The organism is Halomonas sp. N3-2A, from assembly GCF_002216165.1.
Classification (GTDB): Bacteria; Pseudomonadota; Gammaproteobacteria; order Pseudomonadales; family Halomonadaceae; genus Vreelandella.
This window is the reverse complement of record NZ_CP022286.1, coordinates 3,719,756-3,734,458: the sequence shown is the minus strand read 5'-3', so window position 1 is coordinate 3,734,458 and position 14,703 is coordinate 3,719,756. Positions and strand designations below refer to the sequence as shown.

Below are 14,703 nucleotides of genomic sequence, written 5' to 3'. Positions count from 1 at the left end.
TTACCTTTGTATTAACGAGTAGGAGAGGTGGAATCACTGTTGTGATGGCGCTTGCGTAACTGGGCAGCAACTGACTGCCAGCGGCTTTCAAACGTAGCGTCCAGCTCTCCTTGGGCGCTGGTGATCCGGCACCCGCCACGTGCGAGCTGATCATCTGGCTGAAGCGACCAACTGGCCGCTTGTAGCTCGCTACCGAGATGTTCTTTAACCAGCGCATGGTCCTGCGGGTTAAGCCAAAGACGTTGCTGGCCTACAAGCGGTGGCTCGGTATGGAGTAATTCACGAACGATCTCAAGAATTTGCTCAGGACTCTCTTGTAGCGCGTCTGCGGCTAACTGCTTGCCGGTTGCTAGCGCTAGCTCGGCGAGGTCGTGTGCCACCGTCTCATCAATACGCTCTAGCGCATCAGCAAACTGTTTTGCCAGTGAGCGTAGGGGCGCCACGGTTTTACGTATGTGTTGCTCTAGCTCTGTCTCTGCCTGGGCGCGCCCTTCGCTAAGGCCTTGTTCAAGACCTTCTTGATGGCCTCGGGCTAAGCCATCCTGATAACCCGCTTCCTCGGCTTCCCGGCGAATGCGTTCGTAAAGTGCCTGGCGTTCCTGCTCTTCACGTTGGCGTGCCTGCTCGGCTGCTTTCTTGGCAGCCTCTACTTTGCGTTGCTGGGCGGAAGGCGTTGGTATGCCGCCCGGTTGTGAGCCTGTCTTTTGTTCAGCCAATTCATCCATCTGCCAGCGCCGCCAACTACCGTGACGATCAAATTCAGGCGTTTTGGCGTTAGACATACTCATCGTCCCCGCCTGCTAAGACGATCTCACCGGAATCCGCCAATCGGCGTACCACCTGCAAAATAGCTTTCTGCTCGGTTTCTACCTGTGAAACGCGAATAGGGCCTCGGGCTTCCATATCTTCGCGAACAAGATCCGCTGCCCGCTGCGACATGTTGCGTAGGAACTTGTCGACCAGGGCTTCTTGGGCGCCCTTGAGGGCCACCACCAGAGAGTTGGTTTCGACTTCTTGAAGCACCATCTGAATGGCACGGTTGTCCAGGTCGAGTAGGTTCTCGAACAGGAACATTTCGTCGATAATTTTTTGCGCCAAATCTTCGCTGTGCGAGCGCACGGTTTCGATGGCGACTTCTTCTTGAGACGAATTCATCAAGTTGAGAATTTCGGCTGCCGTTCTTACGCCACCCATCTTGCTGCGCTTGAGGTTTTGGCCATCCAGCATGCTGGTCAGCACTTCTGTTAGCTCCTGCAGCGCGGCTGGCTGAACGCCGCTGAAGGTTGCGATACGCAATACCACATCGTTACGCAGCTTCTCTTCAAACAGCTCAAGAATATCGGCCGCCTGGTGGCGGTCCAGATGAACCAGAATAGTGGCGATAATCTGCGGATGTTCGTCACGAATCAGCTCAGACACCATGGAGGCTTCCATGAGATTTAGCGCATCAATGCCTGAGTTGCCGCCCGTGGTCTCGAGAATATCTTCGATAAGGCTGGTGGCACGTTCGCTCCCCAGCGCTTTGGTGAGTACCGAGCGAATATGCTCACTAGAGTTGAGGTTTAGCGCCACAAACTCTTCGCTTTCTTTATGGAAGGCTTCCAGCACTGCTTTCATGTCTTCGTGTGAGACTTGATGCAAGCGGGCCATTTCCAGACTGATGTCTTGTACTTCGCTGGCGCTGAGGTACTTGAAGACCTCCGCCGCGCTATCTTCGTCCAGCGCAAGCAAGAGAATGGCGCTTTTGCGTGCACCGGTCATCTCGGCAATCGGGCTACTCATGAGTGTTCATCCAGCTGCGGATAATCATTGCGACCATACGGGGATCTTCCTGGGCCATTTCACGCAGGTCGTTAAGATTGTGTTCGTACAGCGAGGTTTTGCGCCGCCGTTTGGGCTTGTTGCTGTAGGTATCCTCGTTCTCACCAGACGCAGATGCCTCGTTCTCTTGCTCATCTTCTTCGCTTTCGCCTCCAACGCTGGCGCTAAACGTACTGCCAGGCATGGCGGCAGCCATCACCGGTGGCTGGGTATAGCGCTTGATCAGTGGCCGTAGAATCAGCAAATAGAGCAATAGCGTTGCCAGGGCGACAAGCAGATAGCGGCCCAAGGTTGAGGCAATCGACAGGGTCTCCGGCTGTTGCCACCAAGCGACGTCAGACGCGCTGTCATCGACACTGACGAACGGCGTATTGACGACTTCCACCTGATCGCCACGCGCTTGCGAGAAGCCCATGGCCTGTTGAACCAAGCGCTCCAACTGAGCAACCTCTTCTGGGCTTAGCGCAACTTGCTCTGCTTCGCCCTCGTCATTAATAACCTGACGGAAGTTCACGACAACCGCTGCCGATAGGCGCTCTACCTGGCCAAGGCGGTGCTGAATGTGTTCAATGCTGCGGTCAACTTCATAGTTCACCACGTCATCTTGACGTAGGTTCTGTAAGGCGTTTTCAGGTACTTCGGCATCCTCTTCATCAGCGTCGGGCTGATTGATAGGTGATGGCGCTACACCGGGAGGGGTGTTGCTTAATGCCCCTGGAATACCGGTCGCCAGAGGATCCTCGCCATCGTACGACAGGCTGAGCTGACGGCTGCGAACCGCGGACTCATTGGGGGCCTGGTTGGGGGCGTAGCGCTCGGAGGTCTGTTCACGGCGAGAAAAGTCGATCTGCGCTGCTACCTGGGCGCGTACGTTGTCATTGCCAAGAATGGGAGACAGGATATTTTCGATACGGCGCTGATAGGAGCGTTCGACTTCTGCGATGTACGCCAGCTGAGAGCCATCCAGGTCGTTGCCTTGTGACGCTGTAGACGAAAGCAGGCGACCATTCTGATCCACAATGGTGACGTCTTCCGGTGCCAGCTCAGGGACACTGCTGGATACCATATGGACGATAGCGCTGACTTGCCCCTCGCCCAGAACACGCCCAGGCAACATCGTCAGTACAACGGAGGCTTTGGCCGGCTCACGATCACGGATAAAGACCGACGGCTTGGCCATCGAAAGATGAACGCGAACCTTATCGACGGGGCCCAGTGATTCAATGGAGCGAGACAGCTCACCTTCAAGGCCACGTTGAAAGTTAACTTGTTCAGCAAACTGGCTGATACCAAAGGCTTGATTCTCCATCAGCTCAAAGCCCAGATTACCGCCACGGGGGAGCCCTTGCTCAGCAAGTTGTAACCTTAGCGTGTGCACCTGATCGCTGGGTATTAACAGCGCTTGACCGCCCTCGCTGAACTGATAGGGAACGCCGCGGCTATCCAGCTCCGCAATGATACGTCCACCATCGGCTTCATTCAGGTTGCTATACAGAACCCGATACTCAGGGCTGCTGGCCCACATGAAAAGGGCAGCAATAATCGCAATAGAAGCTGCAGCAGCGACCAACAGCACAACCAACGGGTTGCCACGCAGCTGTTTTAACGTGCGCTGAGCCGTCGTGGGGCTTTTGGTGTCATTGTCTGCCGTTCCGCTGCGGGGTGCATGTTGTGTCGTACTGTTCTGACGGCCTGCCGTAGCACCAGTTTCGCTCATGCGTGCCCCCACGAGGACAGGCAAAACTGATGACGGCTCAGGCGCATCACCAAAGAAGGCATAGGCTAATATCCGTCAATCGCGGTTATCCGCTAAAAAGATGAAGCGGAATTGTGATGGACGCCATTATCCTGTGGCAGGTCGAGCATAAATGAACGAACAGGTTGTCTTTTAAGGCGTATTTGTACGTATGAGTGTTCTGCTACCAGTGATAGGCTTTTGGTATTACTTCACCTTCCTCCGGATGAGTCGTGCTTATGAGTTCACCTGCCATACAATCAGCGCTGCAGCAAATGCAAGGTTTAGCTACCCAGGCAGCCCAGCCTATCAAGGGTGAGCAGGTTGCCACGGCGGTGGGTCAGGGCAGTTTTGGTAGTGAGTTGCAGGCGTCTATTCAGCGTATCAATCGCTTACAGCAGGCTGCTAACGCAAAAGCGACGGCTTTTCAGGCAGGCGAACCGAATGTTGAACTGAACGACGTGATGGTCGACATGCAGAAAGCGAGTGTTGCTTTTCAGATGGGCCTTCAAGTGCGTAATCGCCTGGTAACGGCCTATCGCGACGTAATGAATATGCAGGTGTAGATAGCGTTTATTCGTTGGTGTCGAAAAAAAGCGAGTAACAAGCGCTAATGACAACGGTGGGTAATTGATTAGCGGGTGGCGTCAGCAAGAGAGATCACTGGTCATGATGAAGTAACCTCTCCTATCGCTTGGTCAGGCTTCTAAAGAAATAATTCGTCCTTGTAACTCTTCCAGCCGCTCTGCGACGAGCAACACCTCTTCGGCTGGTATTTGGCGAATAACATCACCGGTTTCGCGGTCGATGACTTTCGTGATGACGCGCTCGGATTGCTCACTCAGTACAAATTCCAACCCCCGTGGCCGCAAGGTTTCGTTGATCCGCTGTATAGGTACCGCAAGTGACTCTTTGCTCACGCTGCGAAGTTCGGGCTGCTCTCCGGCAACGCCTGTGATGCCAGGTGCCTGCTGTAACGATGTTGTTGGATTGGTTGATTGGTAGCTGGTTGATTGATAGGGAGTTGTTGCTATCGAGATTAGCTCATCAATTAACAAGGGGCCCATAGACGGAATCCTTTAGATAAAAGCCACGCGGCGTGGTGGCAACAAGGTGATAAGGCCGTCGAATCGTAGCTATAGGCCTCTTCACGATTATCGGCCGGGGAGCTACAAACTTTATTTTTGCATAGCGCAGGACTGTGATCGTTATAACGACAGCCCAAAAGCTTCTGATATGCTCTGTCGCCTTTTTGTGGGTGTGACGTAATAACAACGTGGTAGCGAGCGAGACGAGAATGTCAGTCCAACAAGATGAATATGAAAGAGTTACCAGTCCAACGGCCGTAAGCTCTCTTTTAAATACCATGATCGAGGGTGGGGGGGTGTCGCTTTGCCTGGCCTCCGCTGATGCACACCCAGAACCTATCGTGTTAATGGAGCAGTACGCCGGCAAGACGCTAGTGATGGACTTATCCTCGGTCGATCATTTGTTAAACCGCTTACAGCAAGGTGAATCATTTTTTCTGCGCGGCCACTCCCAGGGCAAAGTGGTGCGCACGCCGTTTCTATCGTTAACCGAGACCCGCCATGCAGGGGGGCGCTTTTTATGTTGTAGCGACTACCCCGCGACCCTGGAGGTGCTCCAGCGCCGCGAATCGTTTCGCGCTGAGCTGCGTTTAGGTATGGTCGTGCCCGCTTCAATATGCGGCGAAAGTGGTGATGGGGTTGACGGGGAGCTACGCGACCTTTCTCAGGATGGCTGCCAAATAGAGCTGCCGCTGACTGCCAGTGGCGTGTTGGCTGACGCTGACCTGCCGCTAACGCTCGCCTTTACATTCCCAGATGGCACCTATTTTGAAGTGCAGGGTGTTCCGCGCCATCAAAAAACCGATCCTGAACGGCACTTATTGCGCGTGGGCTTCCGCTTTACGAATTGCGCTGCCGAGCAAGAGCGACAAATTTGGTATTTTGTCTGTGAAATCGAGCGCGAAGCCGCCCGCTATAAAAAAGAGGCCCAGGACGATCGTCAGCCATCGCCGCTATTCGAGCAGCCGGGCAAGCGTACGGCGGGGAGTGAGCATGTCGGGCGGCGTGATATTCGCCGTTATGCAACGCCAATGGCGCGGCGCTTAGTGAAAATAGCGGCTTACCTGGATGCCCAGCTGCTGCTTTTACAGCAAGGCAGCGACATCGATTCTCGCCAGCTATCACGTAATGCAGACCGTCTTTTGTTGCTCCACGAAGAAGACCGTGAAGCGCTGCTGTTTGCGACGCGCTGCTTGTCGCCAGAACCGCTGCTTGTTCGCCATGGCATTGCAGTAGCCGTGCATTTGCTCGATTTGGTGGGGACAAATATGCCCCGTGATGTGCGCAAAGCGGTTGTAGCGAGTGGTTTAGTGCATGATCTTGGTAAAGCGCTTGTTCCGCAAATACTGTTCAAGGCGCCACACTTCGAGGCCACTCATCGCCAAGCCATGAGCGAGCATGTGGCGTTGCTGTTAGATCGTCTTCAGCACTGTCAGTGGCTTTCTGCTGCCGTTGCCCAAGCGGTGATAGGTGGTATTAACGAACGGTTGGATGGTAGTGGCTATCCTGATGGCTTAACCGGCAGTGATATTAACGAGCTGGCGAAAGCGAGCGCTGTGGTCGATGTGGTAGAAGCGATGCGACGTGATCGAGCTGACCGACCGGCTAAAACGGCGCAGCAAATATATCGTCATTTGCTGAGCCACCCTCACCAATTTGATCCCCGCTGGACCAAGCGCTACATCGAGCATTTCAAACCACTGCCGGTGGGGTCGCTGGCGTATTTTTCCAGTGAACAGATGGCTTGGATTGTTCGCCTTGACGAGCAAGGTGCGCCGGCTGAAGTGGCGCTGACTCGTCAGGCAGAGGCGCCCATGCGCGAGACGTTGGGTAATACGCTGCGTGGGGACGTTCTAGAAAGGTTGGGTAAGCCAACACGTGAAGTGGCGGTGTCTACGTAGCCGTTTACTGCTTGGCAAAGAGAGCGAAACTTTCTGAGCGAAAAGTAAGGTAAACATTAAAGTCTATTAGTCAGGCGCCGATACTAGTTATAACCGAGTCAATAAGCTCGATTTTGGACGCGAAACAGCTAACGAGAAACAGCACGAGTCGTTGATTGTGTGGCTGTTGTTCACATTAATAAAGGAGAGCCCGCTTATGACATACTCCCGCGGTGGCGCCGCTTATGGCCGAGGTGCCAATGCCTACGCCCGCGTTGGCGTGGAAAGCGGCGTTATGTCAGCTGATCCTCATCAGCTTATTGTAATGCTGTTTGATGGTGCTCAGGCGGCCATCCGTGCGGCGCGTATTCATATGCAGGCAGGTCACACGGCTGAAAAGGGGAAGTCGATTTCCAAGGCCTTGGATATTATTAACAATGGCTTGGTGACTGCGCTGGATCAAGAGAAGGGCGGCGATATTGCTGAGCGTCTTGCTTCTCTATATGACTACATTTCCCGCTTATTGTTAGCCGCAAACCTTCGAAATGATGAAGACAGCCTTAACCAAGCAGAACGTTTGCTTGAAGACATCGCCTCTGCATGGCGTGAAATCGGTCAACAGCAAAGTGCGTGAGGCAAAGCATGTCGGCTTCTGAAACTGCTCGTGAAAATGCCCAGCAAGCGCTTATTGAAGCGTACGCTAAGCTACTCATCTGTGTGACAAAAATGCACGAGCTCGCGCATGCGGAGCAGTGGGCAGAGCTTATCGAGCAGCGTACTCACTATGTGATGTCAGTTGAAGCGTTGCGTCAGCGCGATGAAGAAACCGTACTTGATGATGATGGCCGGAAGCGAAAAGCAGAGTTGCTGGAGAGCATTCTTGAGCATGATGTTGAAATTCGTCGTCGTTTGGTGGCTAGACGAGATGAGCTAGGCAAACTGATAGGTGTTTCTCAACGTCAGCGAAGTCTGCATCGTGCTTATGCGCCTCAGCAAGGTGATGCGGCGCTTTTCGATACCGGTAGCGATCAGGAGAAGGGGGCTTCGTGAGTGGCATTACGCCACTTATCGATACGCTCATGCACCAAGTGCTTGGGCGTAAGGGCGGTGAGTTGTCCCAGCGTCCGCTTAATGCGCCCGTGCAGCCGATACCACCGGGCGAGGGGCCGCGCGCGCTGCAAGGCGATTCAAGCCTGGATGGACGCCCGCTATCATCACCACTTGATGATCTTAGACGGCTACCTTCCTCGCTTGATGGGCAACGGCTGCCCGCTGCGAAGGGAGAGCTAGCCAGCACACCACTAGGCTCGACGCAAACCCACTTTAGCCCAGCGGCACGCACCATCGCCGATGTATTACTGCGATTTCCCGCACCACCGGCGATGATACGCCCGCAGGCGCCATTGATGGGATTGGAGGAAGCGCCCTCTGCTACGGCACTAGCAAGTCGGTTAGAAAACAGCGTTAGGGATAGCGGACTGTTTTACGAATCGCATTTAAAGCGATGGTTTCAAGGGGACTCTTCCCGACAACAATTGCTGCGAGAACCGCAGATGCAGCCAGGCCCACGACCTCTGCTGCCTGCCAGTCTGGCCACGTTTGTAATGCCTCCTTTTGCGGCAAATGCCACATTGGGTGCGAGTAATACAAACGTTGCCATATTGCCGAATTCGTTGCTGATACCTGTGGCAAGTGATCAAGCTGGTTTGATCCGCCCAGCTGCGCTTATGCCGGATAGTACCCTGCCAGCAGGCGCGCAGCGTGAAAGTGTGCCTGCCAATGTCTCTGCGAGCGCTTCCGCCAGTATTGATATGGCAAGCGCGCGAGCAATGGAAGAGAGTTCGCTAGTGCGCGGTGGTCGTGAGATTGTGCATGAAAGTTTGCAGAGCCTGGTGCGTCAACAGCTCGATATGCTCGTGATGCCTGTTATTCGCTGGGAAGGTGATGTTTGGGCCGGTATTTTTATGGCATTAGTCATTCATATGCCTACCCGGGAAGGTGAGCGCGAAAGCGCCCAGCAAGAGGCAGAAGGTGATGGTGTCTGGCAGTCAGATATGCAGCTTGACGTGCCTAATCTGGGAGCGTTCAGTGCATCACTGAGACTTTACCAATCAGTGTTAAGCATTGATCTGACCACGGATGCTGCGTCGACTTACCAGTCTCTGGAGCTGGGAAGTGAGCGTTTGGAAAAACGTCTGCAGGCGTTAGATTTTCGCAGTGTTCAGGTGAAAGCTCACTATGCCACCTTGGAGAGTCATGATGGCGACCTCGGGTGAGCATCGTCGTCAAGCCGTCGCGCTAGCCTATCAAGATAAAGATCAGGCGCCGAGAGTGATCGCAAAAGGTTACGGCGAGCTGGCGGAGCGGATTATGGCGGAGGCACAGCGCCAAGGCATTTATGTGCACGATGCACCTGAGCTTGTGGCACTGCTGATGCAGTTAGATCTCGATGCCGAGGTTCCTGCAAGTTTATACCAGGTGATTGCAGAGCTTCTTGTGTGGGTATTTGAGTTATCCGAAGAAGGGTTAATTCCTCGGCAAGAGCGTTGGTAGCCAATATAAACGTTGTATGTAACCATGACAGAGGAATGTTAAAAACCTTTAAGGCGTCGATGTAAAGTCATAATGAAACGCCCATGTCGTTCGATGGAACACTATGAGTCAAACAAGCTTTCTCGATGAAATTCAAGAAATTAATTTAGCGTATTTACTTCTCGCGCAGCGCCTATTGGTCGAAGACCGTGAGGCAGCGATGTTTCGCTTAAAAGTAGACAGTGAGCTTGCCGATCTGCTGGTGTCTCTAAATGCTCGGCAGTTGACGAAACTGGCACGCAATAATCAGCTGATATGCAGGCTAAGCCAAACGAGCGTCCATCAACTGCGCAAAATTACTCAGAATCCTCGGGATCAAGGTCTTTCAGGGTTACATGCTTCTTTACTGTCGGCTTGTGAAGAGTTTGAGGTGTTTCCAGTAGGAGAGTCCGAGTGAGTCAGAAAAGCTTGGTTGATGAAATGCACCAAGTACAACTGGCCATAGAGCTGATTGAGTTAGGTGCACGCTTACAAGTACTAGAGACCGAGACAGACCTAAGTCGCACGCGCTTGATTAAGTTGTACAAAGAAGTGCGGGGGATGTCGCCGCCTAAAGGTATGCTGCCTTTTTCCGCGGACTGGTTCGTAACGTGGCTGCCAAACGTGCATTCGTCGCTGTTTTACAACATTTACAACAGTATACAAAAAAATACCTGCTGCGAGCGTATTGATGCCTTTGTCAAAGCTTACCGCCTGTATGAAGAGCAGATAAACCTTGAAAACGTTGAACCGGTGCTGGGGCTTACGCGGGCGTGGACACTGGTACGGTTTTTTGAAAGTGACTTGCTGCAGCTAAACATGTGTACGCGTTGTGGGGGGCACTTTGTCGCGCATGCGCATAGCCCCGCTCATGATTATGTTTGCGGTATTTGCCAGCCTCCCTCGCGAGCCGGCAAAACACGCAAGGCGCGGCATTGAAAGATAAAAAACGGCCACGCCCACAGCGGGTAAGCATATAACCAATAAAGTGCGACTTTAACGTATAGATAGCACCAAAAGGGGTGGGTACTTTTTCATTAGAACTGCCTACGCCTGCGTATGCTATGGCTAAGAAACGCGTGGAGCGGGACTTTTCTGTGTCTTCTTTTTGAAACACGGCAATCGCGCTCTCTTGAGATAAAACTGATACCGCAAGGACACTGCTTGTGCTGATTCCTCTGGGTTATTTGGTCGTACTGCTATCTGTCTTTGGCGGTTATGTGATGGCAGGCGGTAGCTTGGGCCCCTTGTTCCAACCCCTGGAGCTGCTGATTATTGGCGGTGCAGGCGTTGGCGCTTTTATTGCTGCCAATAACGGCAAAGCGATTAAAGCCACGTTTAAAATACTTCCCCGGCTCAAGCGCACCAAAAAATATAATAAAGCACTGTATATGGAGTTAATGGCACTGCAATACAAGATCCTCTCTAAAGTGCGCCGCGAGGGGATGTTGGGCATTGAGCGTGACATTGACAACCCTCAGGACAGCCCGCTGTTTCAAGAGCATCCCACGGTGCTTGCAGACCCTCATATTATGGATTTTTTAACCGATTATCTGCGGTTAATGGTGAGTGGTGGCATGGAACCGATGGAAATCGATGAGTTAATGCTTCACGAAATCGAAGTATTTGAGCAGGAAGCCCATATTCCCATCGATGCGATTGCCAAAGTCGGTGATGCAATGCCTGCGTTCGGTATCGTAGCGGCGGTAATGGGGGTGATTAAAGCACTGACCTACGCAGATGCCAGTCCTGAACAAATGGGACAAATGATTGCCATGGCGTTGGTGGGTACCTTCCTGGGGATTTTAATGGGCTATGGATTTATTAGCCCTATCGCGAGCTATGCCGAACGGCAAGCCAAAGAAGCAGAAAAAATGCTCCAGTGTATCCGTGTCACGCTACTGGCTAGCCTGCATGGTTATGCTCCTCAGTTAGCCGTTGAATTTGGTCGGAAAGCACTACACAGCACCGAGCGCCCCAGCTTCGCAGAGCTTGAAGAGTATGTTCGCGACGCTAAAAAGGGCGGTAATGCATGAGTAAGGGGGGCGATAAGCGTCCGATTGTTATTCGGCGCAAAAAAGTGGTGCATGCCCACCATGGCGGTGCGTGGAAGATTGCCCTTGCTGACTTTATGACAGCTTTGATGGCGCTGTTTTTGGTCATGTGGATTTTAAGTGTTTCCGACGATGAAACCCGCCGCAGTGTTGCAGAGTACTTCAGCACGCCATTGATCTCGGCAATGACCAGTGGCGATCGGTCAGGAAGCACCCAGGTGATTCCTGGCGGCGGCCCAGACCCGACCCACAGCGATGGCGAACGTGCCCGGATTGATATTCTTCAGCATAGCCGTCCCAGTGCTCAGGAGCGGCGCTTCTTTAACGATTTGCAAGAGCGTATTGAGCGGGCCATTGAACAAGACCCGGAACTGCGCCACCTACGTAGCCAAATGCGCTTTGATTTAACCCGCGAAGGGCTACGCATTCAACTGCTCGATACGGAGCAGCGGCCTATGTTCGAGTTAGGCAGTGACCAAGTGGCTCCCTACATGCGCAACCTGCTACGTACGATGGCACCGCTACTCAACGAATTACCCAATGACTTAAGTATCAGCGGCCACACCGACAGCGTGCCTTATGCCGGTGGTTTTCGAGGCTACAGTAACTGGGAGCTGTCCAACGACCGAGCAAATGCCTCTCGGCGTGAATTAGTTGCTGGTGGGCTTGATCCAGATCAACTGCTGCGCGTATCGGGCTTTGCCGATCGTGTCAGGTTGCCTGAAACTGCGCCGACAGACCCGGTTAATCGTCGCATTGAGCTCGTTGTCTTATTGCCAGAAATCGCTGAAGCGATTCGTAATCCAGGCGTTATGGGGCTTGATTCCCCATTGCCTGATGAAGATGCGCTTTTAGAGGCGCTGCCACAAAGCGCGTCTCAGAGCGATGAAAGCGAATGAGTAGGGCTTATCACAACACTAAGACGTTTATGTGGAGCGGTGCATGGATATAGCGGATTTTTTTGACACCTTTTTTGAAGAAGCTGAAGAGCTGCTGGCCGATATGGAGCAGCATCTGCTGGAACTGGATGTCGATGATCCGGATAGCGAGCAGCTAAACGCTATCTTCCGCGCCGCCCACTCCATAAAAGGCGGCGCAGGTACCTTCGGCTTCAGTGTGCTGCAGAAAACCACGCACATCTTTGAAAACTTGTTAGATCACGCACGCAAAGGTGAACTGACATTGCGAGCCGACCTCGTTGATACTTTTTTAGAGGCAAAAGACATCATGCATGAGCAACTCGATGCCTATCGCAACGAGGAAGAGCCCAACCAAGAAGCCTACGAGCGAATTTGCCAGACACTGCAGCAGATCGCGCTAGAAGAAATTGGTCAGACGTTGGATGCACCTGCGGCCCCCGCGCCAGTGGTTGAAAAAAAACCATCAACCAACGCCGAGGCTGCTGAGTCCTCCTCGCCAAGCGAACGCCATCTGTTGGTTGCGCTACTGAATGTTAGCGAAAAAGATCGCACGCTGCTGGTGGAAGAGCTGGAGCAACTGGGCGATGTCCAAGCCCACTCGGGGGATGAAAAACGTTACGAAGTCACGCTGACAGGTGACGTTAGTGCTGACGATATTGAAGCGGTGATGTGCTTCATTATTGAGCCTGAGCAGATCGAAATTAGCGTGGTAGCCGTTGAAAAAGACGAAAGTGCTAGCGCGCCAGCAGCCGCGCCGACTGATGTTGTTGAGCCTACTAATAGTGTTGAGCCTGCGGCGTCTGCGGTGGCTAAACCTGCTGACAAAACACCCTCGCCAGAAAAGCTAGCCAAATCCGCCCCTAAAAAAGCCGCCGCAGAGTCTGCCTCGATCCGTGTGTCGGTAGATAAAGTCGACCAAATCATCAATTTGGTGGGCGAGCTGATTATTACCCAGTCGATGCTGGACCAAACGGTCAGTGACCTTGGCGATCAATCTGTTGGCAATAGCTCGCTACAAAATGGCATGAGTCTGCTCCAGCGTAACGCGCGGGATCTTCAAGAAGCGGTGATGTCGATCCGCATGATTCCGATGGAATTTGTGTTTAGCCGATTTCCCCGTGTTGTACGTGATACCGCCGGTAAATTGGGCAAAGAAATTGAGCTTATTACCGAAGGTAAGTCCACCGAGCTGGATAAAAGTCTGGTTGAGCGCATTACCGATCCGTTAACGCACCTAGTACGTAATAGTTTGGATCACGGCATCGAAATGCCGGATGAGCGCGAAGCGGTAGGTAAGCCCCGAGTTGGCAAGCTAGTGTTATCAGCACGCCATCAGGGCGGCAATATTCTGATTGAAGTGCGTGATGATGGCGCGGGTATGGATCGTGATCGGTTGTTGGCCAAGGCGCGTGAGAATGGCCTAAACGTTTCCGACAACATGCCCGACGAAGAAGTCTTCCAGCTGATTTTTGCACCGGGTTTCTCCACGGCAAAAGAAGTCACCGACGTTTCTGGCCGCGGTGTCGGAATGGATGTGGTCAAGCGGAATATTCAAGGCATGGGTGGCCGGGTTGAAATCCAATCCAAGAAAGGTGAAGGCACCAACACGCGCATCGTGTTGCCGCTGACGCTCGCCATTCTTGACGGCATGTCGATCAAAGTAGGCAGTGAAACCTTTATTTTGCCACTTTCCACGGTGCTCGAGTCGTTGCAGCCTGCCAAAGGGGATATGTATGCCATGGCGGGCGATGATGTGGTGCTTAAAGTGCGCGATGAGTACCTGCCGGTGATTGCGATCCATGAAGTGCTGGATGTGGAAAATGCCATTACCGACCCGACCAAAAGTATTGCCGTAATCGTGCAGGGCGAGGGGCGTCGTTATGCCATGTTGGTCGATGAGCTGATTGGCCAGCAACAGGTGGTTGTGAAGAACTTAGAAGATAACTACCGCAAAGTGCCGGGCGTTTCGGCGGCGACCATCCTTGGTGACGGTAGCGTCGCGCTTATTCTAGATATTACAGGTTTACATCGGTTAAGCCGTGCCAAGAAAGAAGCCGGAAAACAGGTGAGTTATCCCCATCTCTCTTATTACCAGGAGGCCGAGCCGTCATGAGCCAAGCAAACAATGGAGCGGTGTTGTCCGCCGCAGAAGCCGATAATCGCGAATTTTTGGTGTTCTCTTTGGGAGAAGAAGAGTATGCCATTGATATTCTGAAGGTTCAGGAAATACGCGGTTATGAAAATGTCACGCGTATTGCCAATGCCCCTGATTTTATTAAAGGGGTGACCAATTTGCGCGGCGTCATTGTCCCCATTGTCGATCTGCGCATTAAATTTCACCTAGACAGTGTCGAGTACGGTGGCCAAACCGTTGTTATCGTGGTCAATGTCGCCGACCGCGTCGTTGGTATTGTCGTGGATGGCGTTTCTGATGTCATGACATTAACACCCGAGCAAATCAAACCAGCGCCTGAGTTTGGCGTCACGCTCTCCTCTGATTTCTTGAGCGGATTAGGCAGTCTTGAAGACCGCATGTTGGTGCTGGTCGATATCGATAAGCTGCTAACCAGCGAAGAAATGGCCTTAGTCGATAGCACTAGCAGCCGCTAATACCTGTGTAACTGGGCACAGGGA

General features: G+C 52.9%; 16 protein-coding genes. 12 read left to right on the top strand and 4 right to left on the bottom strand.

Annotation, left to right across the window (positions count from 1 at the left end; genetic code table 11):
• Positions 1 to 11 precede the first annotated feature (11 nt).
• The 3 genes from CEK60_RS17445 to fliF are packed head-to-tail and all read right to left on the bottom strand — an operon-like array spanning position 12 to position 3,538.
• A complete protein-coding gene (locus tag CEK60_RS17445) occupies positions 12 to 782 on the bottom strand; it encodes a flagellar assembly protein FliH (protein WP_089040963.1) in 771 nt (256 codons plus the stop codon).
• A complete protein-coding gene (gene fliG, locus CEK60_RS17440) occupies positions 775 to 1,782 on the bottom strand; it encodes a flagellar motor switch protein FliG (protein WP_089040071.1) in 1,008 nt (335 codons plus the stop codon). The genes CEK60_RS17445 and fliG overlap by 8 nt, the downstream gene beginning before the upstream one ends.
• Complete coding sequence (fliF, locus tag CEK60_RS17435) at positions 1,775 to 3,538, bottom strand: flagellar basal-body MS-ring/collar protein FliF (RefSeq protein WP_089040070.1); 1,764 nt, start codon at positions 3,536 to 3,538, stop codon at positions 1,775 to 1,777. Before fliF ends, fliG begins: the two co-directional genes overlap by 8 nt.
• 257 nt (positions 3,539 to 3,795) lie before the next feature.
• Between fliF and fliE the strand changes: the two genes are divergently transcribed.
• Complete coding sequence (gene fliE / locus CEK60_RS17430) at positions 3,796 to 4,122, top strand: flagellar hook-basal body complex protein FliE (protein WP_089040069.1); 327 nt, start codon at positions 3,796 to 3,798, stop codon at positions 4,120 to 4,122.
• 132 nt (positions 4,123 to 4,254) lie between these two features.
• On the opposite strand, the gene CEK60_RS17425 is transcribed toward fliE, so the two are convergent.
• Positions 4,255 to 4,623: a flagellar protein FlaG gene (locus CEK60_RS17425; RefSeq protein ID WP_089040068.1), complete on the bottom strand. Its 369-nt coding sequence runs from the start codon at positions 4,621 to 4,623 to the stop codon at positions 4,255 to 4,257.
• A gap of 230 nt (positions 4,624 to 4,853) precedes the next feature.
• Between CEK60_RS17425 and CEK60_RS17420 the strand changes: the two genes are divergently transcribed.
• The 11 genes from CEK60_RS17420 (at position 4,854) to cheW (ending at position 14,679) form a co-directional block, all read left to right on the top strand.
• Positions 4,854 to 6,545, top strand: coding sequence for an HD domain-containing phosphohydrolase (locus CEK60_RS17420; protein ID WP_089040067.1), 1,692 nt, complete (start codon positions 4,854 to 4,856; stop codon positions 6,543 to 6,545).
• 196 nt (positions 6,546 to 6,741) lie between these two features.
• Positions 6,742 to 7,158 carry a flagellar export chaperone FliS gene (fliS, locus tag CEK60_RS17415; RefSeq protein WP_089040066.1) on the top strand — a complete coding sequence of 139 codons (417 nt, stop codon included), beginning with the start codon at positions 6,742 to 6,744 and terminating at the stop codon, positions 7,156 to 7,158.
• 8 nt (positions 7,159 to 7,166) lie between these two features.
• Positions 7,167 to 7,574 carry a flagellar protein FliT gene (fliT, locus tag CEK60_RS17410; RefSeq protein WP_089040065.1) on the top strand — a complete coding sequence of 136 codons (408 nt, stop codon included), beginning with the start codon at positions 7,167 to 7,169 and terminating at the stop codon, positions 7,572 to 7,574.
• Positions 7,571 to 8,800: a flagellar hook-length control protein FliK gene (fliK, locus tag CEK60_RS17405; protein WP_089040064.1), complete on the top strand. Its 1,230-nt coding sequence runs from the start codon at positions 7,571 to 7,573 to the stop codon at positions 8,798 to 8,800. Before fliT ends, fliK begins: the two co-directional genes overlap by 4 nt.
• Complete coding sequence (locus CEK60_RS17400) at positions 8,784 to 9,077, top strand: EscU/YscU/HrcU family type III secretion system export apparatus switch protein (RefSeq protein WP_089040063.1); 294 nt, start codon at positions 8,784 to 8,786, stop codon at positions 9,075 to 9,077. The genes fliK and CEK60_RS17400 overlap by 17 nt, the downstream gene beginning before the upstream one ends.
• A 103-nt stretch (positions 9,078 to 9,180) precedes the next feature.
• The gene (flhD, locus tag CEK60_RS17395; protein WP_089040062.1) at positions 9,181 to 9,513 is read left to right on the top strand and encodes a flagellar transcriptional regulator FlhD; all 333 of its coding nucleotides are present in this window, start codon (positions 9,181 to 9,183) and stop codon (positions 9,511 to 9,513) included.
• Positions 9,510 to 10,034: a flagellar transcriptional regulator FlhC gene (gene flhC / locus CEK60_RS17390; protein WP_089040061.1), complete on the top strand. Its 525-nt coding sequence runs from the start codon at positions 9,510 to 9,512 to the stop codon at positions 10,032 to 10,034. Before flhD ends, flhC begins: the two co-directional genes overlap by 4 nt.
• A gap of 227 nt (positions 10,035 to 10,261) precedes the next feature.
• Positions 10,262 to 11,131, top strand: a complete 870-nt coding sequence (gene motA / locus CEK60_RS17385; RefSeq protein ID WP_089040060.1) for a flagellar motor stator protein MotA — start codon at positions 10,262 to 10,264, stop codon at positions 11,129 to 11,131.
• Positions 11,128 to 12,048, top strand: coding sequence for a flagellar motor protein MotB (gene motB, locus CEK60_RS17380; protein WP_089040059.1), 921 nt, complete (start codon positions 11,128 to 11,130; stop codon positions 12,046 to 12,048). The genes motA and motB overlap by 4 nt, the downstream gene beginning before the upstream one ends.
• A 43-nt stretch (positions 12,049 to 12,091) precedes the next feature.
• Positions 12,092 to 14,182 carry a chemotaxis protein CheA gene (gene cheA, locus CEK60_RS17375; protein WP_089040058.1) on the top strand — a complete coding sequence of 697 codons (2,091 nt, stop codon included), beginning with the start codon at positions 12,092 to 12,094 and terminating at the stop codon, positions 14,180 to 14,182.
• Entirely contained in the window at positions 14,179 to 14,679 is a 501-nt protein-coding gene (gene cheW, locus CEK60_RS17370) for a chemotaxis protein CheW (RefSeq protein WP_038480211.1), read from the top strand. The genes cheA and cheW overlap by 4 nt, the downstream gene beginning before the upstream one ends.
• Positions 14,680 to 14,703: the final 24 nt, after the last annotated feature.